The following is a 23,475-nucleotide window of genomic DNA, read 5'->3' as shown; positions in this document are numbered from 1 at the left end:
CGGCCTCGTGACGGCGGCCTGGTGAAGCCGGGCCGGTGAGCTGTCGGCCGCCGGCGAATTTGGACGCCCGTCCGTTCTTAAGTAGCATCGACTTCCGAACCACCCGAAGACCGCTGGTCACGCATGCGCACATGCGATCGAACAGCTCCGGAACGCGCCGGAGCGGCCCGCGCAGGATGGCGGTAAGCGATGAGTCTGTTCGCCCCGTGCGCCCTGCGCCGGGGCGTTTCTCGTGTTCTGGGCCTGTTCGTGAGCTGACCGCTCATGGCCGGACCGGCGCAGACGTGCAAGAGAGGAGGGACATGCCGAACAAGGAAAAGCTCGGTGCGGTGGCCGAGATCGTCGAGCAGTTCAACGGATCGTCGGCGACGGTGATCACCGAATACCGCGGGCTGACCGTCAAGCAGGTCACCCAGCTTCGCCAGGCGCTGGGCGGGGACACCACCTACACGGTGGTCAAGAACACCCTGACCAAGCTGGCCGCGGCCGAGGCCGGAGTCAGCATCGATGACAGCCTGCTGGTCGGGCCGACTGCCATCGCGTTCGTCAAGGGCGACCCGGTTGCGGCGGCCAAGGGCCTGCGTGAGTTTGCCAAGACCAACCCGCTGCTGGTCATCAAGGGCGGCGTGCTCGACGGCCGGTCGCTGAGCGCGGCCGAGGTCCACCAGATCGCTGACCTGGAATCCCGCGAGGTGCTGCTGGCGAAGGTGGCCGGCGTCCTCATGGCGCTGCCGACCCGAGCTGCCGGCCTGTTCCAGGCGCCGCTGTCCCAGGTCGCCAGGCTGGCCCAGGCGCTGGCGGACAAGACCCCCGGCGACGCTGCCGGGCAGGCGTCCGACGCTCCGGCTGCGGCTTCTGACACGGCCGAGGCTGCTGACACGGCTGCGGCTTCTGACACGGCCCAGGCTGCTGACCCGACCGAGGCGCCCGCCACGGCTGACGTCGCAGCAACCGATACTCCCGCCGAGCCGGCGGAGCAGTAACCAACCCATCTGCCGGCTCTCCCGGCGATACAGAAAGGACGCCACATCATGGCGAAGCTCAGCACCGACGAGCTCATCGACGCGTTCAAGGAGCTCACCCTTCTCGAGCTGTCGGCATTCGTGAAGCAGTTCGAGGAGACCTTCGACGTCACCGCCGCCGCCCCGGTCGCGGTTGCCGCGGCTGCCCCGACCGGCGGCGCGCCGGTCGAGGCCGAGAGCGAGCAGGATGAGTTCGACGTCATCCTCGAAGCTGCCGGTGACAAGAAGATCCAGGTCATCAAGGAGGTGCGCACCCTCACCAGCCTCGGCCTGAAGGAGGCCAAGGACCTGGTGGACGGCGCTCCCAAGGCGGTCCTGGAGAAGGTCAACAAGGAAGCGGCCGACAAGGCCCGCGCGGCGCTGGAAGGCGCTGGCGCCTCGGTGACCGTCAAGTAGCCCTGCAGCACCTGACATACAGCCTTACCTGGGGCGGTCCGCGACAGCGGGCCGCCCCAGCTGCTGTTCTCGGCCGGTTGTAACCATTTCCCGCGCGCCCAACCGCCCAGCTGCGGCTACTCTGTGCCAGGATCCAGCCGCTCAGCGTGATCGGGTAACCGAACACCGGCTAGGTCGTTGGTTACGAAGACGCTGCTTCGCCTGCGGAACAGCGCGCCCTTTTCTCGGCAGAGAAGTCCGCGGGCGAGGGAGGAGCCGGGGTGGGAGTCGAGGTTGCTGTCGAGGGCTTGACCAAATCCTTCGGCAAGCAGGTCATCTGGGGTGACGTCACCCTCACCCTGCCCCCCGGCGAGATCAGCGTCATGCTCGGGCCGTCCGGCACCGGCAAGTCGGTCTTCCTCAAGACGCTGGTGGGCCTGCTCAAGCCCGACCGCGGCTCGATCATGATCAAGGACGTCGACCTCGCCCGGTGCAGCGAGCACCAGCTGTACGAGACCCGCAAGCTGTTCGGCGTGCTGTTCCAGGACGGCGCCCTGTTCGGGTCGATGAACCTCTACGACAACATCGCCTTCCCGCTGCGCGAGCACACCCGCAAGAGCGAGTCCGAGATCCGCAAGATCGTCTCCGAGAAGCTCGAGATGGTGGGCCTGACCGGCACCGACAAGAAGCTGCCCGGGGAGATCTCCGGCGGCATGCGCAAGCGGGCGGGCCTGGCCCGCGCCCTGGTGCTGGACCCGGAGATCATCCTGTTCGACGAGCCGGACTCCGGCCTGGACCCGGTACGGGTGGCGTACCTGAACCAGCTCATCGTCGACCTCAACGCCCAGACCGACTCGACGTTCCTGATCGTCACCCACGACATCGGCACCGCACGCACCGTTCCCGACAACCTGGGACTGCTGTTCCGCCGCGAGCTGGTCATGTTCGGCCCCCGCGAGGTGCTGCTGACCTCGGAGGAGGCGGTGGTGGAGCAGTTCCTCAACGGCCGGCGCGAGGGCCCGATCGGGATGTCGGAGGAGAAGGACGCCGGCCAGGTCGCCGCCGAGCTCGCCGCGATGAGCAATGACGGGCCGCCGGCGCCGGGAACCGGCCCGAAGGGCGCCACCGGCAGCGGGGTGCCGCCGCAGCTGCTGCCCTCGCCCGGGCTCCCCGAGCGCAAGGCGGCCAGGCGGCGCCAGGAGCGGGTGCTGCAGATGCTGCACACCCTGCCGGAGAAGGCGCAGCAGGCCGTCACCCAGGCGCTGGACGACGAGCACCGGTCCCGGCTGCCCGGTTACCGATCGCCGGAGCACGAATCTGCTGAGCACAAATCTGCTGAGCACGAATCTGCTGAGCACGAATCTGCTGAGTACGAATCGGTGGCCGAATGAGCTCTCTGTCACCCGCGGCCGGCATCAGCCACGCCGGCCGGCTGTTCGCGCTGTTCCTCGACGTCGTCCGGTTGAGCGTCAAGCGGCCGTTCCAGGGCCGGGAGTTCGTCCAGCAGGCCTGGTTCATCGCCAGCGTCACGATCCTGCCGACCGCGTTGGTGGCGATCCCGTTCGGCGCGGTCATCGCGTTGCAGCTGGGCACCCTGACCAGGCAGCTGGGCGCCCAGTCCTTCACCGGCGCCGCGTCGGTGCTGGCCGTCATCCGGGAGGCCAGCCCGATCGTCTGCGCGCTGCTGATCGCCGGCGCCGGCGGCTCGGCGATCTGCGCGGATCTGGGCAGCCGCAAGATCCGGGACGAGATCGATGCCATGGAGGTGCTCGGCATCTCCCCGGTCCAGCGGCTGGTAGTGCCGCGGGTGCTGGCCTGCATGCTGGTGGCCGCCGCGCTCAACGGCCTGGTGAGCGTGGTCGGGGTCGCCGGTGGCTACTTCTTCAACGTGGTGCTCCAGGGCGGCACACCGGGCGCGTACCTGGCCAGCTTCTCCGCGCTCGCGCAGCTGCCCGACCTGTACGCCGGCGAGCTGAAGGCGGTGATCTTCGGACTGATCGCGGCCGTGGTGGCCTCGTACAAGGGCCTGAACGCCGGCGGCGGCCCGAAGGGGGTCGGCGACGCGGTGAACCAGTCCGTGGTCATCACCTTCCTGCTGCTGTTCTTCGTCAACTTCGTGATGACGGCCGTGTACTTCCAGGTCGTCCCGCCGAAGGGGTCTTAGGTGGCCGGCGCCGCGCTGGGCTCGGTGAGGCGGGCGGCCGGACGGCCGGTCGGCGCGCTGGACGACCTCGGCGAGCAGCTGCTGTTCTACGTCAAGGCACTGGCTTGGACCCCCCGGACGATCCGCCGCTACAAGAAGGAGGTGCTGCGGCTGCTGGCCGAGGTCACCTTCGGCACCGGCGCGCTGGCGGTGATCGGCGGCACGGTCGGGGTGATCGCCTTCCTGTCCTTCTTCACCGGCACCGAGGTCGGCCTGCAGGGCTATGCCGCGCTCAACCAGCTGGGGGCCGCTCCCTTCACCGGGTTCATCTCCGCCTACTTCAACACCCGCGAGATCGCCCCGCTGGTCGCGGGCCTGGCGCTGTCGGCCACCGTCGGGTGCGGCTTCACCGCCCAGCTCGGCGCGATGCGGATCTCGGAGGAGATCGACGCCCTGGAAGTGATGGCGGTCCCGTCCCTGCCGTTCCTGGTGACCGCCCGGCTGATCGCCGGCTTCATCGCGGTGATCCCGCTGTACGTGATCGGCCTGCTGTGCTCCTACCTGTCGTCCCGGACGATCGCCACGGTGTACTACGGCCAGTCCACCGGGACCTATGACCACTACTTCCGGCTGTTCCTGCCGCCGACCGACGTCCTCTGGTCGTTCTTCAAGGTGCTGGTGTTCGCGATCGTGATCGTGATGACGCACTGCTACTACGGCTACACCGCCAAGGGTGGCCCGGCCGGCGTCGGGGTCGCGGTGGGCCGCGCGGTCCGGACCGCGATCGTGGCCATCAACATCATCGACTTCTTCCTATCACTGGCCATCTGGGGCGCCACCACCACCGTCCGGATCGCGGGGTGATGGTCGATGAGTCGTGAGACCGGCATGCGCAAGCTGAGGGTCAGGTTGGCCGGCCTGGTGTTCCTGGTCGTGCTCGCGGGGCTGCTGAGCCTGTCGATCGCGGCCTACCGGCAGGTGTTCACCAAGGTCACCCTGGTCACCCTGGACACCGACCACACCGGAGCCCAGCTGCAGCTGCAGTCCGATGTCAAGCTGCGCGGCATCCTGGTCGGCTCCGTGCGCAAGATCTCGACCTACAACGTGCCCGCCCGCGACGGCCAGGAGCCGGAGACCCGGGCCCGGGTGCGGCTGGCGCTGGACCCGTCGAAGGCCAAGCTGATCCCGGTCGGCGCGAGCGCGCTGCTGCTGCCCAAGACCCTGTTCGGCGAGCGGTACGTCGCGCTGCAGGTGCCCAACGGCCTGACCGGCGCCAAGGCCCGCCCGGTCCGCTCCGGCGACACCCTGTCCGCCGGCCGGGACGCGATCGAGGTCGAGCGGGTGCTCGATGACCTGTACCCGGTGCTGCTGGCGCTGCAGCCGCAGGACCTGAAGGCGACGCTGACCGCGCTGGCCACCGCGCTGCAGGGCCGGGGCAAGCAGCTGGGGGACAACCTCGCCGCCTTCAACCGCTACCTGCTCGCCTTCAACCCGAAGGTCCCGACGCTGGCCGACGACCTGGACAAGCTGGGCCAGGTGGCCTCGCTCTACGACGATGCCGCCCCCGACCTGCTGGCCAGCCTGAACAACCTGCAGACCACCAACCAGACCATCACCCGGCGTCCGCAGGCGCTGGACCAGTTGCTCACCGCGGCCACCTCGACGTCCAACGAGGTCGACGCCTTCCTCAACGCCGACGGCGACTACCTCATCCGGCTGGCGGCGTCCTCGTCGAAGATCCTGGGGGTGCTGGCCAAGTTCGCGCCCGAGTACCCATGCCTGGCCCAGGGGCTGGCCGACCTGGAGCCCCGGCTGGAGGACACCTTCGGCGGCAAGCAGCCCGGCCTGCACATCACGCTGGAGTTCGTCCACGGCCGCGGCAAGTACGTGCCCGGCAACGAGCCGCGGCTGGTCAGCGGCTCGCCACACTGCTACGGCCTGCCGAACCCGCCGAGCCCGTTCCCCGGCGTCCACTTCCCGGACGGCGCGCCTCCGGAGGGCCCGGCCGGTCCGTTGCCCAGCGCCGACCGGGCCGCCTACCACGGCAGCGGGGTCGGCTCGGTCGCCGAGACCAAGCTGATCTCGGCGCTGCTGTCGGGAAGCTACGGCGACGATCCGGCCAAGGTGCCGGCGCTGGCCACCCTGCTCGCCGGGCCGCTGCTGCGCGGCAGTGAGGTGGGCGTGGGATGAGCCAACAGGCGACGACCAGCGAGCGAGCATCGCAGGCGCCTCGGCGCCGAGGAGCGGAGCGAGCGGCCGATGAGCGCTCGCGCGAAGAGGAAAAGACATGAGGGGGCTGCTGGCGCCGCTGATCAAGCTGGTCGCCTTCCTGATCGTGACCGCGATGGCGACCTATGTCCTGGCCGCCACCATCACCAATGCCGGGTACGGCAAGGCGACCACCTACTACGGGCTGTTCCACGACGCCACCGGGCTGCTGGTCGGCGACGACGTCCGGGTCTCGGGCGTGCGGGTCGGCTCGATCCAGGGCATCAAGCTGGTGCGCGAGCCGAACACGCCGGATCCGGCGACCGCCCCGTTCGTGGCCCAGGTCAGGTTCAACGTCTCGGTGGACCGGCCGCTGTCGAGCTGGGTGCGGGCCAAGCTGCGCTTTCGCAACCTGGTCGGCCAGCGCTACCTCGCGCTGGAGCAGGGCAGCCAGATTCCCGGGGTGCCCGACGCGCAGCTGAAGCCGAAGGCGGTGATCCCGCTCAGCCAGACCCAGGACGCCCTGGACCTGAGCACCCTGTTCGCCGGCTTCAAGCCGCTGTTCGCCGGGCTCGACCCGGACGAGATCAACAGCCTGTCGATGCAGATCATCCAGACGCTGCAGGGCGAGGGCGGCACCGTGGAGAACCTGATGCGCCAGACCGCTGAGCTGACCTCGGCGATCGCGGACAAGGACAAGGTGATCGGCGACCTGGTGGACAACCTGTCATCGGTGCTGGACACCCTCGGCCAGCGGGATCAGAAGCTGTCGGATCTGATCGTGCAGCTGCAGCGGTGGGTCTCGGGGCTGGCAGCCGACCGGGTCGTGATCGGCGAGTCGATCACCGGCATCAACAACCTGACCTCGGCCACCGCCGGCCTGCTGGACAAGTCCCGCCCGCAGCTCAAGCAGGACATCGAGGACCTGACCGGCCTGGCCCAGACCCTCAACGCCGGCAACAGCACCATCGACGGCGTCCTGCAGCGGCTCCCGAACAAGGTCGCGACGCTGACCCGGACGGCCACCTACGGCTCGTGGTTCAACTTCTACCTGTGCACGATGGAGGGCAGCGTGACGCTGCCCGGCGGCGTCACGCTGACCCCGGGGCTGCCGACACCGTTCCCGCCGGCGAGGTGCGGCTGATGGCTGGCCTGAGATCCAAGACGAAGACCGCGCCGCGCGGGCGCTCGTTCGCCTCGCGCAACCCCACCACCATCGGCGCGATCGGCCTGGTCGTGATCGGCATGCTGCTGTGGGCGGCCTTCAACGCCGCCAAGCTGCCCCTCATCGGCGGCGGCACCCAGTACTCGGCGATCTTCTCCGAGGCCTCCGGCCTGGTGCCCGAGGACGAGGTCCGGATCGCCGGGGTCAAGGTCGGCACGGTCACCGGGGTGTCGCTCAACGGCCCGACCTCGCACACCGTCAAGGTGTCCTTCCGGGTCAAGAAGGCCTTCGTCGGCGACCGCACCGAGGCCATCATCAAGATCAAGACGGTGCTCGGCCGCAAGTACCTGGAGCTGGACTCCCAGGGCGCGCGCAAGCAGGACCCCTCGCAGCAGATCCCGCTGGCCAGGACGCTGACCCCCTATGACGTGTACCCGGCGTTCGCCGACCTCACCAAGACCGTCGGCGCGATCGACACCACGGCCCTGGGCCAGTCCCTGGAAACCATCGCCCAGACCTTCAAGGACACCCCGGCCTCGGTGCGCACCACCCTGGACGGGCTGTCCCGGCTGTCGCGCACCATCTCCTCGCGCGACCAGGCGCTGCGCACCCTGCTGTCCCGGGCCAACCAGGTGACCGGGGTGCTGGCCGACCGGGATGCCGAGATCGCCAAGCTGCTCACCGACGGCAACCTGCTGCTGACCGAGCTGAACGCCCGGCGGGAGGCGATCCGCACCCTCTTCCTCAACACCTCGGCGCTCTCGCTGCAGATCTCGGGCCTGGTCAGCGACAACACCAAGGCGCTCAAGCCGGCCCTGGACCAGCTGAAAGGGGTGCTGGACCTCTTGGAGAAGAACCTGGACAACATCGACCGCGGCCTGGCGTTGCTGGCCCCGTTCTACCGGGTCTTCGCCAACACGCTGGGCAACGGACGGTGGTTCGACACCTACATCCAGAACCTCTCCGCAGGCGGGCTGCTGGGACTGACCACCGGGGTCGGGCAGTGATGGCCGCGCATTCGATGCCCAGGCGGGTCTCCCAGCTGGTGGTGTTGGGGATCCTGGCCGCCGTGGTGCTGGGCGGGGTGGTGTTCCTGCTGCTGCCCGGCCCGACCAAGACGGTGCAGGCCCGCTTCGAGCGAGCCGTCGGCCTCTACGCCGGCTCCGACGTCCGGTTGCACGGCATCAAGATCGGCACCATCACCAAGGTCACCCCGGACGGCGACGGGGTGCTGGTCCGGATGAAGTATGACAAGAAGGTCAAGCTGCCGGCCTACCCCGCCGACGCCAAGGTGGTGCGTGCGGCGATCATCCCGCCGTCGCTGGTCTCCGACCGCTACGTCCAGCTGGCCGACTTCGACTCCTGCACCACCGGCTGCCCGGTGCTGGCCGGCGGCGCGGCCATCCCGATGAACCAGACCGCGACCCCGGTCGAGCTCGACGACATCTACGCAGCGCTCGACAAGCTCAACGTCGCGCTCGGCCCGAAGGGCGCCAACGCGGCGTCGGCCAGCGCCAAGGGCCCGCTGTCGGATTTCATCGATGTCAGCGCGGCCAACCTCGACGGCAACGGGGCGGCGCTCGGCAGCACCGTGGAGAACCTGTCCAAGGCCGTCCGGACGCTGGCCGAGGGCCGGGAGGACCTGTTCGGCACCGTGAAGAACCTGCAGGTCTTCACCGATGCCCTGGTCGCCAACGACGCCCAGGTGCGCAAGTTCAACACCCAGCTGGACCAGGTCACCTCGGCGCTGGCCGAGGAGCGGGGCTCGCTGGCCGCCGCCCTGAAGAACCTGGCCGCCGCGTTGCGCGACATCGACGCGTTCATCAAGACCCACGGCGACAGCATCTCGGCCAACGTGGCCGGCCTCAAGGACGTTGTGGGCGTGCTGAACAAGCAGAAGGCCGCCCTGAACGAGATCCTGGCCGTCGCGCCGGTGGCGCTGTCGAACCTCAACCACACCTACAACGCCTCGGCCGGGACGCTCGACACCCGTGACAACCTCGGCGGCACCCAGAACCCGCTGGATCCCGCGGTGATCTGCTCTGCGCTGAAGGCCACCGGGAACCTGCCGGGCAGCGGCACCATCGCCGACACCTGCGCCGCCATCGCCAAGGTGATCGGTGGGCTTCCGGTGATCGGCGGGCTGCCCGGTCCCGACAACCCGCCGATCGGCCTGCCACCCCTGGGGGGCCCGTGATGACGCCAGCTGTGATGACGAGCGGGATGCTGCGGCTGGCACGCAACCGCGCCGGCCGGGTGGCAGCGCTGGCGACCGCGGCCGCGCTGGCGCTGTCGGGCTGCGGGTTCCACGGCCTGTACTCGGCGCCGCTGCCGGGCGGGGCAGATCTGGGCAGCCACCCGTACCGGGTGCTGGTCGACTTCGACGACGTGCTGGACCTGGTGCCGCAGTCCTCGGTCAAGGTCAACGACGTCACCGTCGGCAAGGTGGAGTCGGTCCGGTTGGTCGGCTGGCAGGCGCAGGCGCAGGTGGTGGTCAACGGCGATGTGACGCTGCCGGCCAACGCCCACGCCCAGGTCCGCCAGACCTCGCTGCTGGGCGAGAAGTTCGTGTCGCTGTCCTACCCACCGGCCGGCGAGGTCAGCGACCCGGTCCCGCTGGCCAAGGCCCCGCATCCGGGGTACGCCTACCCGCACATCGGCATCGGCCGCACCCGCTCCACCCCCGAGCTTGAGGCGGTGCTCGGCGCGCTGTCGCTGCTGCTCAACGGCGGCGGCCTGGAGCAGATCAAGACCATCACCCACGAGCTGAACCAGGCGCTGTCCGGGCACACCGACGACATCCGCAGCCTGCTGACCCAGGCCACCGTCCTGACCACCAGCCTGAACACCCAGAAAGCCCGGATCCTGCGGGCCATCGACAGCGTCGATGCCCTGGCGCGGCGGCTGAACGACCAGAAGCGGGTGCTGGCCGGCGCCCTGGACACCATGCCGCAGGCGATCAAGATCCTGGCCGACGAGAGGACCCAGTTCGTGACCCTGCTGCGCAGCCTGGACAAGCTCAGCACCGTCGCGGTCCGGGTGATCGACGCCTCGCAGGACAACTTCGTCTCGGCGCTGGAGAGCCTGGACCCGGTGATGACGCAGCTGACGCTGGCGGGGGAGGCGCTGCCGAAGTCGCTGGAGCTGCTGGCCACCTACCCGTTCCCGCGCACCGCGGTCAACGGCGTCAAGGGCGACTACACCAACCTCTTCCTGACCGCTGACCTGAACCTGACGCACCTGCTGGACAACCTGCTCAAGCCGCCGCCGACCCCGCTGTCGACGACCGAGCAGCCCAAGACCTCCGGCGCCGTACGGCTGCCCGGGCTGGGTGGGTGAGCGCGGTGATCAGGCGATCCACCAAGATCCAGCTGCTGATGTTCGTGGTGCTGTCGCTGCTCGGGGTGAGCTACGTCGGCTTCAGCTACGTGGGCCTGGGGTCGACGCTGTTCGGCCCGGGTGGCTGCACGGTGAGCGCCAACTTCCCGGACTCCGGCGGCATCTTCACCGACGCCGAGGTCACCTATCGCGGCGTCACGGTGGGCAGGGTCGGCCAGCTGCACCTGCTCGACTACTCCGGGCCCGACGGCCGCCAGATCCGCGGCATCCGGGTGGACCTGAACCTCAAGAGCTGTTCCAAGCCCGCGATCCCGATCGATGCCCAGGCCTACGTCTCGGACCGCTCGGCGGTCGGCGAGCAGTACGTCAACCTCGAGCCCACCAGCACCGAGGGTCCGTACCTCACCGACGGGGCGGTGTTGACCAAGGCCGGCCAGGTGCCGATCGCGACCCAGGTGTTCCTGCAGAACCTCGATGACCTGGTGTCCAATATCGACTCGGCCAAGCTGAACATCGTGATCAGCGAGCTGGGCAAGGCCTTCGGCGGGCGCGGGCCGGACCTGCAGGCGCTCCTGGATTCCGGCGACCAGCTGCTGGCCCGGGCCCAGCAGGCGCTGCCGGAGACGCTGAAGCTGATCGACAACGGCCAGACGGTGCTCAAGACCCAGCTGGACTCCGGCTCTGCCATCAAGGGCTGGGCGCACAGCCTCAACCTGCTGACCGCGCAGCTCAAGGCCAGCGACGGTGACCTCAACGCGCTGCTCAGCGACGGCCCCGGCGAGCTGGAGACCGTGCGCCGGTTCCTGGCGGGCAACCGGTCGAACCTGGATCTGCTGCTGGCCAACCTCACCTCGGTCAACCAGATCATGGTGTCGCACCTGGACGGCATCGAGTCCATCCTGGTGATCTACCCGGCGGCCGTGGCAGGGGGCTTCACCGTCACCCCCGGCGACGGCACGGCGCACTTCGGGGTGGTCTTCAACGTCGATGACCCGCCGTCCTGCCGGGCCGGCTACGAGGGCACCAAAATCCGCAGGCCCAGCGAGACCGGCCCGAGCACCATCAACACCTCGGCGCGCTGCGCGATGCCCCGCGGCTCGGTGACCAGTGTGCGCGGCGCGCAGAACACGCCGGGTGGTGATCCGGTCACTACCGGTGGCGGGAGTACCGTCTTCCCCCGGGCGGCGACTCGACCGGCCGCCGTCGAGCTCGGCGGTTCGATGGCTGGGGCGGGCCTGTTGGCGGACAACTCATGGCTGCCGTTGCTGACCGGTGGCCTGCGCTGAGCGGCGCACTGATCGAGGGAGTCGGCGGATGACCCGACGGTCGCGTGCCGGGGGACGGCGTGCCGCGCTGCTGTGGCTGAGCGTGCTGGCGGCCGGCCTGCTGGTCGCCGCCGTCGTGCTGACCGTCCTGCGACTGGCCAAGCAGCGGGACGGCGCCAGCAACCTGAGCTCGGCGGAGCTGGCCGCGGTCAACGCCGCACGGCAGCAGACGATCAACCTGCAGACCTACCGCCGGGCCAGCTTCGACGCCGACTTCACCGCCGCGCTGGCCGGCCTGACCCCGGCCAAGGCCACCCAGTGGCAGGCCAACAAGGCGACCTTGAAGACCAGGCTCACCCAGCTCAAGCAGGACGCCGGCGCCACCGTCTCGGGCGCCGGATTGGTGAGCTTCGACGGCAAGTCCGCCGTGGTGATGGTGGCCTCGGACACCCTGCGGGTGGATGCGGCGGGCAAGTCCAGCACCGCGGCCCAGAACCGGTCCCAGGTGACCATGAAGCTGATCGACGGAAAGTGGCTGATGGACGACCTGCAGTCGGTGTCGGTGTCATGACCGAGCGTCCCGGCCAGGACACGGCCCCCGACGACCTTCCCGCTCCGGCTCCCGAGCCGGGCCGGTCGACGAGCCCAACTGCGTCCCGTCCCTCGCCGACCTCGCGGGCCCGCCGTACCGCGGCCGCCGCCGCCCCGGACGGGCTGCGCCGCCCCAGGCCCTCACCCCGGCCGGCCCCGGCCGGAGCAGCCCCGCAGGCCAGCGCCACGGCCACCACCGACCACGCACCCACCGACCACCCCGCCGACCCCGCCACCACCGGCGACGATCACCCCGACACCACCCCGGCCGCCTCCCAGGAACCCCAGCAGGCCGCCGAGGCAGCGGACGTCGACGACCTCGACCACCAGCCCGCCGACCTGGTGAGCCGCCAGCCCTCGGCGGCCGAAGCGGGCCGGCGCGTTCCGGCCTGGCTGCTCGCGGCGCTGGCTGTCGTAGTGCTGGCGCTGGCGGCCCTGGACGGCTGGCTGCTGACCTCCCCACCGGACGTGGGCTCCCGGGCCGAGCGCGAGCAGGCGCTGTCCACCGCCAAGACGGCGGTGCCGCTGATCCTGTCCTACGACTACCGGCGCTTCGACGCCGATGTCGCCGCGGCCCGGGCCCGGCTGACCGGCCGGGCGGTCGAGGACTACGTCAAGGCCATGACCACCACGATCAAGCCGACAGCGACCAAGGTGCACGCGGTCGTGCAGGCCCAGACCGACGGCGCCGGGGTGGAGGCGGTCTCGGGTGACGGCAACCAGGTGACCGTGGTGGTCTTCGGCCAGCAGAAGGTCACCAACACCTCGCTCACCGCGGCCCGGATCGACCTGTTCCGGGTCCGGGTGACCCTCGACCGGGTCCGGGATCAGTGGCTGGTGTCCAAGTTCGACCAGATCTAGCGGGGCCCCAACCCCGCGCGAAGACCACGGCGCGACCGGCATGGCCGGGATGCTTGACGTCGGACCTCCGGCGGGGCACCCTGTCTGTGCACTGCATTGAAAGCCCGCAGAGCCATTGACTATCTGAACAACCGGCTGGATCCTTGGCCGAAGAGGCGCTCGGGCTGCTCGTTCCCGACCGCGGCAGAGCCACTGGAAAAGGTGGCCTGGACAGGTGTGCCGTTCTCGGCTAGACTGCTAATTTGCGCTGCCCTCAAACAACCGTTGGCCCGTACAGGGTCTACTTCCTGCTGTCTGAGACGGAACGGAAAACACTGGTAGCACCAGGGCCGGCGCACAGATCAGAAGCTGCATTGCTGCGGGTCCACCCCAGCAGGGCAGCGGTGGACCAAGTCCTCGGAAGGACGCATCTTGGCAGTCTCTCGCCCCGGTAAGTCCGAATCAGAAGGCATGATCGGGGGCATCCCCGGATCCCCTGTTCGTACCTCATTCGCCAAGATCAGGGAACCGCTCGAGGTTCCCAATCTGCTGGCTCTGCAAACGGAATCCTTTGACTGGCTGATCGGCAACGCCGCCTGGAAAGAGCGGCAGGCTCGCGAGGCGAGCTCCTCAGGCCTGGTCGCGCTATCCGGACTGGAAGAGATTCTCGGTGAGATCTCACCGATCGAAGACTTCTCCGGCTCCATGTCGCTGTCCTTCTCCTCACCCCGGTTCGAGGACGTCAAGGCCTCCATCGAGGAGTGCAAGGACAAGGACATGACCTATGCCGCCCCGCTGTTCGTCACGGCGGAGTTCACCAACAACACCACCGGCGAGATCAAGAGCCAGACGGTGTTCATGGGCGACTTCCCGATGATGACCCGCAAGGGCACCTTCGTCATCAACGGCACCGAGCGGGTGGTCGTCTCCCAGCTCGTCCGCTCGCCGGGCATCTATTTCGACCGCAACCTGGACAAGACCTCCGATGTGGACGTCTTCTCCGTCAAGGTGATCCCGAGCCGGGGCGCCTGGCTGGAGTTCGACATCGACAAGCGGGCCACGGTCGGCGTCCGGATCGACCGCAAGCGCCGCCAGCCCGTCACCGTGCTGCTCAAGGCGCTCGGCTGGAGCTCGGACCGGATCCGGGAGCACTTCGCCTGGTCGGAGACGCTGCTGGCCACCCTGGAGAAGGACCACATCCCCGGCCAGGACGAGGCGCTGCTCGACATCTACCGCAAGCTGCGTCCGGGCGAGCCCCCGACCAAGGAGTCGGCGCAGGCGCTGCTGGAGAACCTGTTCTTCAACCCCAAGCGCTATGACCTGGCCAAGGTGGGCCGCTACAAGGCCAACAAGAAGCTCGAGGTCAGCACCGACATCAACCACGGCAACCTCACCGAAGAGGACATCGTCAAGACCATCGAGTACCTGGTCCGGCTGCACGCCGGCGAGGACGGCTACGAGGTCGATGACATCGATCACTTCGGCAACCGCCGGCTGCGCACCGTGGGCGAGCTGATCCAGAACCAGATCCGGGTCGGGCTGTCCCGGATGGAGCGGGTCGTCCGCGAGCGGATGACCACCCAGGACGTCGAGGCGATCACGCCGCAGACCCTGATCAACATCCGCCCCGTGGTGGCCTCGATCAAGGAGTTCTTCGGGACGTCGCAGCTGTCGCAGTTCATGGACCAGACCAACCCGCTGGCCGGCCTGACCCACAAGCGCCGGCTGTCCGCGCTGGGCCCCGGTGGCCTCTCGCGGGACCGGGCCGGCATGGAGGTCCGCGACGTCCACCCGTCGCACTACGGCCGGATGTGCCCGATCGAGACCCCGGAAGGCCCGAACATCGGCCTGATCGGGTCGCTGGCCTCCTACGGCCGGGTGAACGCGTTCGGGTTCGTCGAGACCCCGTACCGCAAGGTCGAGAACGGCGCCGTCACCGACCAGATCGCCTACCTCACCGCTGACGAGGAGGACCGGGTCACCATCGCGCAGGCCAACGCGCTGATCACCGCCCAGGGAACCTTCGCCGAGGACAAGGTGCTGTGCCGCAAGAAGGGCGGCGAGGTCGAGCTGCTCGAACCGGACGAGGTCGACTACATGGACGTCTCGCCGCGCCAGATGGTGTCGGTGGCGACCGCCATGATCCCGTTCCTGGAGCACGACGACGCCAACCGGGCCCTGATGGGCGCCAACATGCAGCGCCAGGCCGTTCCGCTGCTGCGCTCGGAGGCCCCGCTGGTCGGCACCGGCATGGAGCTGCGCGCCGCGGTCGACGCGGCCGACGTGGTCGTCGCCGACAAGGCCGGTGTGGTCGAGGAGCTCTCGGCCGACTACATCACCGTGATGGCCGACGACGGCACCCGCAACACCTACCGGCTGTCGAAGTTCGCCCGCTCCAACCAGGGCACCAGCTTCAACCAGAAGCCGATCGTCAGCGAGGGCGACCGGGTCGAGGTGGGCCAGGTGGTGGCCGACGGCCCGTCCACCGACAACGGCGAGATGGCGCTGGGCAAGAACCTGCTGGTGGCGTTCATGCCCTGGGAGGGCCACAACTACGAGGACGCGATCATCCTCAACCAGCGGATCGTGCAGGACGACGTCCTGACCTCGATCCACATCGAGGAGCACGAGGTCGACGCCCGCGACACCAAGCTGGGCGCCGAGGAGATCACCCGGGACATCCCGAACGTCTCCGACGAGGTGCTGGCCGATCTCGACGAGCGCGGCATCATCCGGATCGGCGCGGACGTCGTGACCGGCGACGTGCTGGTCGGCAAGGTCACTCCCAAGGGCGAGACCGAGCTGACCCCGGAGGAGCGGTTGCTCCGCGCGATCTTCGGTGAGAAGGCGCGCGAGGTCCGCGACACCTCGATGAAGGTTCCGCACGGCGAGGCCGGCAAGGTCATCGGCGTCCGGGTCTTCTCCCGCGAGGACGGCGACGAGCTGCCGCCGGGCGTCAACGAGCTGGTCCGGGTCTACATCGCCCAGAAGCGCAAGATCCAGGACGGCGACAAGCTGGCCGGCCGGCACGGGAACAAGGGCGTCATCGCCAAGATCCTGCCGCCGGAGGACATGCCGTTCCTCAAGGACGGGACCCCGGTCGACATCGTGCTCAACCCGCTGGGCGTGCCCGGCCGGATGAACATCGGCCAGGTCCTGGAGACCCACCTCGGCTGGGTCGCCAAGACCGGCTGGGAGGTCGCCGGCGATCCCGAGTGGGCGGCCCGGTTGCCCGAGCCCGCCCGCATGGGCAAGCCCGGCAGCAACGTCGCGACGCCGGTGTTCGACGGCGCTCGGGAGGAGGAGATCACCGGTCTGCTCGACTCGACCCTGCGGACCCGTGACGGCGACCAGCTGATCGGCCGCACCGGCAAGGCGCAGCTGATCGACGGCCGCTCCGGCGAGCCGTTCCCGGAGCCGATCTCGGTCGGCTACGTCTACATCCTCAAGCTGCTGCACCTGGTGGACGACAAGATCCACGCCCGCTCGACCGGCCCGTACTCGATGATCACCCAGCAGCCGCTGGGCGGTAAGGCGCAGTTCGGCGGCCAGCGCTTCGGCGAGATGGAGTGCTGGGCGATGCAGGCCTACGGCGCGGCCTACGCGCTGCAGGAGCTGCTCACCATCAAGTCCGACGACATCCTCGGCCGGGTCAAGGTGTACGAGGCGATCGTCAAGGGCGAGAACATCCCCGAGCCGGGCATCCCGGAGTCGTTCAAGGTGCTGCTCAAGGAGCTGCAGTCGCTGTGCCTGAACGTCGAGGTGCTCTCCAGCGACGGGGTCGCCGTCGAGATGCGCGACACCGACGACGACGTCTTCCGGGCCGCCGAGGAACTCGGCATCGACCTGTCCCGGCGCGAGCCGTCCTCGGTCGAAGAGGTCTAGTCCGCTCTTCCGGCGGCGCGCGCTTGCGCCGCCGGAGGCGGATGCCACCCGTAACACCCACAGGTTTTACAGACGTAGAAGGTAGGAACCTTGCTCGACGTCAACGTTTTCGACGAGCTGCGTATCGGCCTGGCCACTGCTGACGACATCCGTCAGTGGTCCCACGGCGAGGTCAAGAAGCCCGAAACCATCAACTACCGGACTCTCAAGCCTGAGAAGGACGGCCTGTTCTGCGAGAAGATCTTCGGTCCCACCCGGGACTGGGAGTGCTACTGCGGCAAGTACAAGCGGGTGCGCTTCAAGGGCATCATCTGCGAGCGCTGCGGCGTCGAGGTCACCCGTGCCAAGGTGCGCCGTGAGCGGATGGGCCACATCGAGCTCGCCGCGCCGGTCACCCACATCTGGTACTTCAAGGGCGTGCCGTCCCGGCTGGGTTACCTGCTGGACCTCGCTCCCAAGGATCTCGAGAAGATCATCTACTTCGCGGCGTACCTGATCACCAAGGTCGACACCGAGACCCGGCACCGGGACCTGCCGACCCTCGAGGCCGAGATCAGCGCGGAGAAGTCCACCCTGGAGAAGCGCCGGGACGCCGACATCGACGCCCGGGCCAAGAAGCTCGAGGCCGATCTGGCCGAGCTCGAGGCCGAGGGCGCCAAGAGCGACGTCCGGCGCAAGGTCCGCGAGGGTGGCGAGCGCGAGATGCGCCAGCTCCGCGACCGGGCGCAGCGGGAGATCGACCGCCTCGACGAGGTGATGGACACCTTCCGCAAGCTCGACGTCAAGCAGCTGATCTCCGACGAGATGCTCTACCGCGAGCTGCGCGACCGGTTCGGCGAGTACTTCGAGGGCGGCATGGGCGCTGAGTCCCTGCAGACCCTGATCGCCGGCTTCGACCTCGAGGCCGAGGCCGAGTCGCTGCGGGAGACCATCCGCTCGGGCAAGGGCCAGAAGAAGATCCGGGCGCTCAAGCGGCTGCGGGTGGTGGCTTCGTTCCTCAACACCACCAACTCCCCGCAGGGCATGGTGCTCGACTGCGTTCCGGTGATCCCGCCGGACCTGCGTCCGATGGTCCAGCTCGACGGTGGCCGGTTCGCCACCTCCGACCTCAACGACCTGTACCGACGGGTGATCAACCGCAACAACCGGCTCAAGCGGCTGATCGACCTCGGCGCGCCCGAGATCATCGTCAACAACGAGAAGCGGATGCTGCAGGAGTCCGTCGACGCGCTGTTCGACAACGGCCGCCGCGGGCGTCCGGTCACCGGCCCGGGCAACCGGCCGCTGAAGTCGCTGTCGGACCTGCTCAAGGGCAAGCAGGGCCGGTTCCGCCAGAACCTGCTCGGCAAGCGTGTCGACTACTCCGGCCGTTCGGTCATCGTGGTCGGCCCGCAGCTCAAGCTGCACCAGTGCGGCCTGCCCAAGCAGATGGCGCTGGAGCTGTTCAAGCCCTTCGTCATGAAGCGGCTGGTGGACCTGAGCCACGCCCAGAACATCAAGTCCGCCAAGCGGATGGTGGAGCGGGCCCGTCCGGTCGTCTGGGACGTGCTGGAGGAGGTCATCCGGGAGCACCCGGTGCTGCTGAACCGCGCGCCGACGCTGCACCGGCTGGGCATCCAGGCCTTCGAGCCGCAGCTGGTCGAGGGCAAGGCGATCCAGATCCACCCGCTGGTCTGCACCGCGTTCAACGCCGACTTCGACGGCGACCAGATGGCGGTGCACCTGCCGCTGTCGGCCGAGGCCCAGGCCGAGGCCCGGGTGCTGATGCTGTCGACGAACAACATCCTCAAGCCCGCCGACGGCCGTCCGGTGACCATGCCGACCCAGGACATGATCCTGGGCCTGTACCACCTGACCACCATCCGGCAGAACCAGGAAGGCACCGGCCGGGCGTTCTCCTCGTCGGCCGAGGCCCTGATGGCGCGCGATGCCAAGTCGCTCGGCCTGCAGGCGCCCGTCCGGATCCGGCTGCACGGCGTCACCAGCGTCGACAACGGCAGCGGCGAGCCGTGGGTGGCTCCGGAGGGCTGGCAGCCGGGTGAGCCGCTGCTGGTCGAGACCACCCTGGGCCGGACGCTGTTCAACGACACGCTGCCGGCGGACTACCGGTTCGTGAACTACGAGGTCACCAAGAAGGAACTGGGCCAGATCGTCAACGACCTGGCCGAGCGGTACCCCAAGGTCGCCGTGGCGCACGCGCTGGACAACCTCAAGGCAGCCGGCTTCTACTGGGCGACCCGGTCCGGCATCACCATCGCGATCGACGATGTGGTCACCCCGCCGAGGAAGGCGGAGATCCTCGACAAGTACGAGAAGGACGCCGAGAAGATCGAGAAGCAGTACCGGCGTGGTGTCATCACCGTCGACGAGCGCCGGCAGGAGCTGGTCGAGGTCTGGACCAAGGCGACCGGCGAGGTCTCCAAGGAGATGGAAGCCAACTTCCCCAAGACCAACCCGGTGTACATCATGGTCAACTCCGGCGCCCGCGGGAACATGATGCAGATGCGCCAGATCGCGGCCATGCGTGGACTGGTGGCCAACCCCAAGGGTGAGATCATCCCGCGTCCGATCAAGGCCAACTTCCGTGAGGGCCTGTCGGTGCTGGAGTACTTCATCTCCACCCACGGCGCCCGCAAGGGTCTGGCCGACACCGCGCTGCGGACGGCTGACTCCGGCTACCTGACCCGTCGGCTGGTGGACGTCTCGCAGGACGTCATCATCCGCGAGGACGACTGCGGCACCGAGCGTGGCGTCAAGCTCGCCATCGCGGCCGCCGGCCCCGACGGCCAGCTGATCCGGGACGGCCACGCCGAGACCAGCGTCTACGCGCGGGTGCTCGCCGAGGACGTCGAGGTGGACGGCGTGGTCGTCGCCGCCTCGGGCTCCGACCTCGGTGACGTCCTGATCGAGGAGCTGGTGACCCGCGGCGTGTCCGAGGTCCGGGTGCGCAGCGTGCTGACGTGCGAGTCGGCGCTGGGCACCTGCGCCAGCTGCTATGGCCGTTCCCTGGCCACCGGCAAGCTGGTGGACGTCGGCGAGGCGGTCGGCATCATCGCCGCCCAGTCGATCGGCGAGCCCGGTACCCAGCTGACCATGCGTACCTTCCACACCGGCGGTATCGCCGGCGACGACATCACCCACGGCCTGCCCCGGGTCGCCGAGCTGTTCGAGGCACGGGTGCCCAAGGGTGTCGCGCCGATCAGCGAGGCCACCGGCCGGGTCCGGCTCGACGAGGTCGAAGGCACCGGCAAGGGCTCCGGCCGCAAGATCGTGATCACCCCGGACGACGGCACCGAGGAGATCGAGTACCCGATCCTGCGTCGTGCCCGGTTGCTGGTCGCTGACGGCGATCAGGTCGAGGTGGGCCAGCAGCTGGTCGCCGGTGCGGTCAACCCGCACGACGTGCTGCGGATCATGGGCCCGCGCGAGGTGCAGCTGCACCTGGTGCGCGAGGTCCAGGAGGTCTACCGCAGCCAGGGTGTGGCGATCCACGACAAGCACATCGAGGTGATCATCCGGCAGATGCTCAAGCGCATCACGGTGATCGACTCCGGCGCCACCGAGTTCCTGCCGGGCTCGCTGATCGAGCGGGCCAAGTTCGAGGCGGAGAACCGCCGGGTGGTGGCCGAAGGCGGCGAGCCGGCTTCGGGTCGTCCGGTGCTGATGGGCATCACCAAGGCCTCGCTGGCCACCGAGTCGTGGTTGTCGGCGGCCTCCTTCCAGGAGACCACCCGGGTGCTGACCGACGCCGCGATCTCGGCGAAGAGCGACTCGCTGGTCGGCCTGAAGGAGAACGTGATCATCGGAAAGTTGATCCCGGCGGGTACCGGCATCGCCAAGTACCGCAACGTCGAGGTCAATCCGACCGAAGAGGCCCGCGCCGCGGCGTTCTCGATGGCCGGTTACGACGAGAGCGACTACTACGGCTTCGGCCAGGGTGGCGGCCAGGCCGTTGCGCTCGATGACTTCGGGTACAACGACTTCCGCTGATCCAAGCAGCGACCGCGGGCCGGTAACCCTCTCGGGGATTACCGGCCCGCGGCCGTTTCAGCGTCACTGCCCGCCGTGATGGGCGCGGCGTCAGCGGTGGGGGCGCCAGCGGTGCGGGCGGGTCAGGAGTGCGGGCGGGTCGGGGTGCGGGCGGGTCAGGAGTGCGGGCGGGTCGGGGGGCGGGCGGGTCAGGTGGCGAGCAGCACGCCCAGCAGCAGGGCAAGGATCGCTGACAGCGCGGTAAGCGCTCCGAAGACCGCCAGGCCCGCCTTCGTGCGCGATCGGGCGTGCAGGAAGGCGGCGACACCGGAGATGAGAACGACCACCAGCTTGATGGTGAGGGTGGTGCGGTAGCGGCCGGACGGCTCGTCCTGCTCGGCTGCCAGGTTCCAGATCCCGGTCGCCACCAGCAGCCCGAAGGCGGGCCAGGCGACCTTGTTGAACTGCCGGGCGGCAGCCTTGGGCAGCTCGCCACCATGCCTGCGCAGCACCGGCACCAGCGCGGCCAGGGTCAGCTGCCCGCCGACCCATACGGTGGCCCCGAGCACGTGGAGGAACAGCCGGATCGCGTCCCAGGACAGGCTCAGCATGGGGGCGATGGTAGCTGCGGGCGTGATCGGGCGGTGATCACGGGGTGCCCTGGCCCAGTCGCGCGGGCTGACGCGCGCGACTGGGCGGCCAGGACAAAGCAAAAGGGACCGCACCCTTGCGGGTGCGGCCCCTTCGCGAGGCTCAGACCTTAGAGCGGGCGGACGTTCTCCGCCTGCGGGCCCTTCTGGCCCTGGGTGGTCTCGAACTCGACGCGCTGGTTCTCGTCCAGGCTCCGGTAGCCATCAGCGGCGATCGCCGAGTAGTGGACGAACACGTCGGGGAGGTTGTCGCCGTCCGGAGCGATGAAGCCGAAGCCCTTTTCGCTGTTGAACCATTTGACGGTTCCCTGTGCCATGTGTCTTTCTCCTTGCTGAATGCGGTTCGAAGGCCACACCGCGTGGCCTCCGGGTTGTCGTCTTGTGTACCCCGCCGTTCAGCCGAGAAGAACAAAACGCCCGCTGCTAGTACCCGCGGGCGTTCATAGAAACGATCGTGGAAAACTGCAACTGCAACCACGGAAACCGTAGCACGAATGCGCACCCCGGCGTACAACACCCCCCACACCGGCGTCGGCGGACCCGTTTCGGCGGGCCGCGCGGCAGGCCGGCGCCTGGGCCGGGGCCGATTTTGATCCCGGACGGGGCAACGGTATTGTTTACCTTTGTGCCCGGAGCCTCCGGGTGCTCGCCTGCGCGCATCATGGGCGCCTGCTGAAACAAGCGGGTCGCTGATGCGCCGGGGCCGTCCGGCGTCCTGCGGGGAATTTTCCGCGGACACTCCTGGGATGGGGCGCGACACGCCCGACCCCGTGGACCGGAGGGGGACAACAGCAGAGCAGACACGTTGCCGGGCGGTGAGCCTGGCGCGGCTGGGGACAAGCCAGCGCGCCGGGGGATCTCTCCACGACGTACCGCAGACGAATGAGGAGATTGCAGGCCGCATGCCTACGATCCAGCAGCTGGTCCGCAAGGGCCGGCAGGACAAGATCAGCAAGACCAAGACCCCGGCGTTGAAGGGCTCTCCGCAGCGGCGTGGCGTCTGCACGCGTGTGTACACCACGACGCCCAAGAAGCCGAACTCCGCGCTGCGCAAGGTCGCTCGCGTCCGGCTGACCAGTGGCATCGAGGTCACCGCCTACATCCCCGGGGTCGGGCACAACCTGCAGGAACACTCCATCGTGCTGGTGCGTGGCGGCCGGGTGAAGGACCTGCCCGGCGTCCGTTACAAGATCATCCGCGGCTCGTTGGACACCCAGGGTGTCCGCAACCGCAAGCAGTCCCGCAGCCGTTACGGCGCGAAGAAGGAGAAGTCCTGATGAGCGCTCGCGCGAAGAGCAAGGAGATCAAGCATGCCTCGTAAGGGCCCCGCTCCGCGTCGCCCCCTCGTGGTCGACCCGGTGTACGCCTCGCCGCTGGTGACCCAGCTGGTCAACAAGATCCTGACCGACGGCAAGCGGTCCACCGCCGAGAGCATCGTGTACGGCGCGCTGGAAGGCTGCCGGGAGAAGAACGGCACCGACCCGGTGGTCACCCTCAAGCGGGCGCTGGACAACGTCAAGCCGACCCTGGAGGTACGCAGCCGCCGCGTCGGTGGCGCGACCTACCAGGTTCCGGTCGAGGTCCGCACCCCGCGCCAGACCACGCTGGCCCTGCGCTGGCTGGTCGGCTATTCCCGCGCTCGCCGGGAGAAGACCATGACCGAGCGCTTGATGAACGAGCTGCTCGATGCCAGCAACGGCCTGGGCGCCAGCGTCAAGCGTCGTGAGGACACCCACAAGATGGCCGAGTCGAACAAGGCCTTCGCGCACTACCGCTGGTAGCAGCCCGCCCTCGGGACGGCGTCCAGGCGCCAGCCCGCACTGACATGAAGAGGAATGATGGCCAACAACGTTGAGCTCGCCAGGACCCGCAACATCGGGATCATGGCGCATATCGACGCGGGCAAGACCACCACTACCGAGCGGATCCTGTACTACACCGGCATCAACTACAAGATCGGTGAGGTCCACGACGGCGCAGCCACCATGGACTGGATGGAGCAGGAGCAGGAGCGCGGCATCAC

20 protein-coding genes are annotated in these 23,475 nt (G+C 68.8%); 18 read left to right on the top strand and 2 right to left on the bottom strand.

Annotation, left to right across the window (positions count from 1 at the left end):
- Window positions 1–302: 302 nt before the first annotated feature.
- From rplJ to VF612_RS11800, 15 genes are all read left to right on the top strand, one after another.
- A complete protein-coding gene (gene rplJ, locus VF612_RS11870) occupies window positions 303–983 on the top strand; it encodes a 50S ribosomal protein L10 (protein WP_408660063.1) in 681 nt (226 codons plus the stop codon).
- Window positions 984–1,031: 48 nt separating this feature from the next.
- Window positions 1,032–1,418 carry a 50S ribosomal protein L7/L12 gene (rplL, locus tag VF612_RS11865; protein ID WP_408660062.1) on the top strand — a complete coding sequence of 129 codons (387 nt, stop codon included), beginning with the start codon at window positions 1,032–1,034 and terminating at the stop codon, window positions 1,416–1,418.
- 260 nt (window positions 1,419–1,678) lie between these two features.
- Window positions 1,679–2,788, top strand: coding sequence for an ABC transporter ATP-binding protein (locus tag VF612_RS11860; protein WP_408660061.1), 1,110 nt, complete (start codon window positions 1,679–1,681; stop codon window positions 2,786–2,788).
- A complete protein-coding gene (locus VF612_RS11855; protein WP_408660060.1) occupies window positions 2,785–3,561 on the top strand; it encodes an MlaE family ABC transporter permease in 777 nt (258 codons plus the stop codon). The genes VF612_RS11860 and VF612_RS11855 overlap by 4 nt, the downstream gene beginning before the upstream one ends.
- A complete protein-coding gene (locus tag VF612_RS11850) occupies window positions 3,562–4,404 on the top strand; it encodes an MlaE family ABC transporter permease (protein WP_408660059.1) in 843 nt (280 codons plus the stop codon).
- A gap of 6 nt (window positions 4,405–4,410) precedes the next feature.
- The gene (locus tag VF612_RS11845; RefSeq protein ID WP_408660058.1) at window positions 4,411–5,730 is read left to right on the top strand and encodes an MCE family protein; all 1,320 of its coding nucleotides are present in this window, start codon (window positions 4,411–4,413) and stop codon (window positions 5,728–5,730) included.
- Between the two features lie 97 nt (window positions 5,731–5,827).
- The gene (locus VF612_RS11840; protein ID WP_408660057.1) at window positions 5,828–6,892 is read left to right on the top strand and encodes an MCE family protein; all 1,065 of its coding nucleotides are present in this window, start codon (window positions 5,828–5,830) and stop codon (window positions 6,890–6,892) included.
- A complete protein-coding gene (locus VF612_RS11835; protein WP_408660056.1) occupies window positions 6,892–7,920 on the top strand; it encodes an MCE family protein in 1,029 nt (342 codons plus the stop codon). The genes VF612_RS11840 and VF612_RS11835 overlap by 1 nt, the downstream gene beginning before the upstream one ends.
- Window positions 7,920–9,110 carry an MCE family protein gene (locus VF612_RS11830; RefSeq protein WP_408660055.1) on the top strand — a complete coding sequence of 397 codons (1,191 nt, stop codon included), beginning with the start codon at window positions 7,920–7,922 and terminating at the stop codon, window positions 9,108–9,110. Before VF612_RS11835 ends, VF612_RS11830 begins: the two co-directional genes overlap by 1 nt.
- On the top strand, window positions 9,110–10,252 hold the full coding sequence (locus VF612_RS11825; protein ID WP_408660054.1) for an MCE family protein: 1,143 nt from the start codon (window positions 9,110–9,112) through the stop codon (window positions 10,250–10,252). Before VF612_RS11830 ends, VF612_RS11825 begins: the two co-directional genes overlap by 1 nt.
- Before the next feature lie 5 nt (window positions 10,253–10,257).
- On the top strand, window positions 10,258–11,538 hold the full coding sequence (locus VF612_RS11820; RefSeq protein ID WP_408660053.1) for an MCE family protein: 1,281 nt from the start codon (window positions 10,258–10,260) through the stop codon (window positions 11,536–11,538).
- 28 nt (window positions 11,539–11,566) lie between these two features.
- Entirely contained in the window at window positions 11,567–12,088 is a 522-nt protein-coding gene (locus VF612_RS11815) for a hypothetical protein (RefSeq protein ID WP_408660052.1), read from the top strand.
- The gene (locus tag VF612_RS11810; protein WP_408660051.1) at window positions 12,085–12,969 is read left to right on the top strand and encodes a hypothetical protein; all 885 of its coding nucleotides are present in this window, start codon (window positions 12,085–12,087) and stop codon (window positions 12,967–12,969) included. The genes VF612_RS11815 and VF612_RS11810 overlap by 4 nt, the downstream gene beginning before the upstream one ends.
- A 411-nt stretch (window positions 12,970–13,380) precedes the next feature.
- Entirely contained in the window at window positions 13,381–16,833 is a 3,453-nt protein-coding gene (locus VF612_RS11805; RefSeq protein WP_408660050.1) for a DNA-directed RNA polymerase subunit beta, read from the top strand.
- A gap of 90 nt (window positions 16,834–16,923) precedes the next feature.
- The gene (locus VF612_RS11800) at window positions 16,924–20,823 is read left to right on the top strand and encodes a DNA-directed RNA polymerase subunit beta' (RefSeq protein WP_408660049.1); all 3,900 of its coding nucleotides are present in this window, start codon (window positions 16,924–16,926) and stop codon (window positions 20,821–20,823) included.
- A 188-nt stretch (window positions 20,824–21,011) separates the two neighbouring features.
- Here the strand turns inward: VF612_RS11800 and VF612_RS11795 are convergent, their stop codons facing one another.
- Both VF612_RS11795 and VF612_RS11790 read right to left on the bottom strand, forming a co-directional pair.
- The gene (locus VF612_RS11795) at window positions 21,012–21,413 is read right to left on the bottom strand and encodes a hypothetical protein (protein WP_408660048.1); all 402 of its coding nucleotides are present in this window, start codon (window positions 21,411–21,413) and stop codon (window positions 21,012–21,014) included.
- A 149-nt stretch (window positions 21,414–21,562) separates the two neighbouring features.
- Window positions 21,563–21,769 carry a cold-shock protein gene (locus VF612_RS11790; RefSeq protein WP_408660047.1) on the bottom strand — a complete coding sequence of 69 codons (207 nt, stop codon included), beginning with the start codon at window positions 21,767–21,769 and terminating at the stop codon, window positions 21,563–21,565.
- Window positions 21,770–22,354: 585 nt separating this feature from the next.
- Here VF612_RS11790 and rpsL point away from each other — a divergent pair.
- The 3 genes from rpsL to VF612_RS11775 form a co-directional block, all read left to right on the top strand.
- Window positions 22,355–22,729, top strand: a complete 375-nt coding sequence (rpsL, locus tag VF612_RS11785) for a 30S ribosomal protein S12 (RefSeq protein WP_408653508.1) — start codon at window positions 22,355–22,357, stop codon at window positions 22,727–22,729.
- A gap of 33 nt (window positions 22,730–22,762) precedes the next feature.
- The gene (rpsG, locus tag VF612_RS11780; protein WP_408660046.1) at window positions 22,763–23,233 is read left to right on the top strand and encodes a 30S ribosomal protein S7; all 471 of its coding nucleotides are present in this window, start codon (window positions 22,763–22,765) and stop codon (window positions 23,231–23,233) included.
- A gap of 57 nt (window positions 23,234–23,290) precedes the next feature.
- A partial coding sequence (locus VF612_RS11775; protein WP_408660045.1) for a GTP-binding protein occupies window positions 23,291–23,475 on the top strand: 185 nt, incomplete at its 3' end.

The organism is Jatrophihabitans sp. (assembly GCF_036388195.1).
Taxonomy (GTDB): domain Bacteria; phylum Actinomycetota; class Actinomycetes; order Mycobacteriales; family Jatrophihabitantaceae; genus Jatrophihabitans_A.
The sequence above is the reverse complement of the archived record's forward strand: the minus strand, read 5'-3'. Positions and strand labels throughout refer to the sequence as shown.

Coding starts and splice junctions, on each gene's coding strand:
- VF612_RS11855 (WP_408660060.1), top strand. CDS start 2,785: ATGAGCTCTCTGTCACCCGCGGCCGGCATCAGCCACGCCGGCCGGCTG.
- VF612_RS11825 (WP_408660054.1), top strand. CDS start 9,110: ATGACGCCAGCTGTGATGACGAGCGGGATGCTGCGGCTGGCACGCAAC.
- rpsL (WP_408653508.1), top strand. CDS start 22,355: ATGCCTACGATCCAGCAGCTGGTCCGCAAGGGCCGGCAGGACAAGATC.
- VF612_RS11795 (WP_408660048.1), bottom strand. CDS start 21,413: ATGCTGAGCCTGTCCTGGGACGCGATCCGGCTGTTCCTCCACGTGCTC.
- VF612_RS11835 (WP_408660056.1), top strand. CDS start 6,892: ATGGCTGGCCTGAGATCCAAGACGAAGACCGCGCCGCGCGGGCGCTCG.
- VF612_RS11845 (WP_408660058.1), top strand. CDS start 4,411: ATGAGTCGTGAGACCGGCATGCGCAAGCTGAGGGTCAGGTTGGCCGGC.
- VF612_RS11840 (WP_408660057.1), top strand. CDS start 5,828: ATGAGGGGGCTGCTGGCGCCGCTGATCAAGCTGGTCGCCTTCCTGATC.
- VF612_RS11810 (WP_408660051.1), top strand. CDS start 12,085: ATGACCGAGCGTCCCGGCCAGGACACGGCCCCCGACGACCTTCCCGCT.
- VF612_RS11790 (WP_408660047.1), bottom strand. CDS start 21,769: ATGGCACAGGGAACCGTCAAATGGTTCAACAGCGAAAAGGGCTTCGGC.
- rplJ (WP_408660063.1), top strand. CDS start 303: ATGCCGAACAAGGAAAAGCTCGGTGCGGTGGCCGAGATCGTCGAGCAG.
- VF612_RS11830 (WP_408660055.1), top strand. CDS start 7,920: ATGGCCGCGCATTCGATGCCCAGGCGGGTCTCCCAGCTGGTGGTGTTG.
- rplL (WP_408660062.1), top strand. CDS start 1,032: ATGGCGAAGCTCAGCACCGACGAGCTCATCGACGCGTTCAAGGAGCTC.
- VF612_RS11815 (WP_408660052.1), top strand. CDS start 11,567: ATGACCCGACGGTCGCGTGCCGGGGGACGGCGTGCCGCGCTGCTGTGG.
- rpsG (WP_408660046.1), top strand. CDS start 22,763: ATGCCTCGTAAGGGCCCCGCTCCGCGTCGCCCCCTCGTGGTCGACCCG.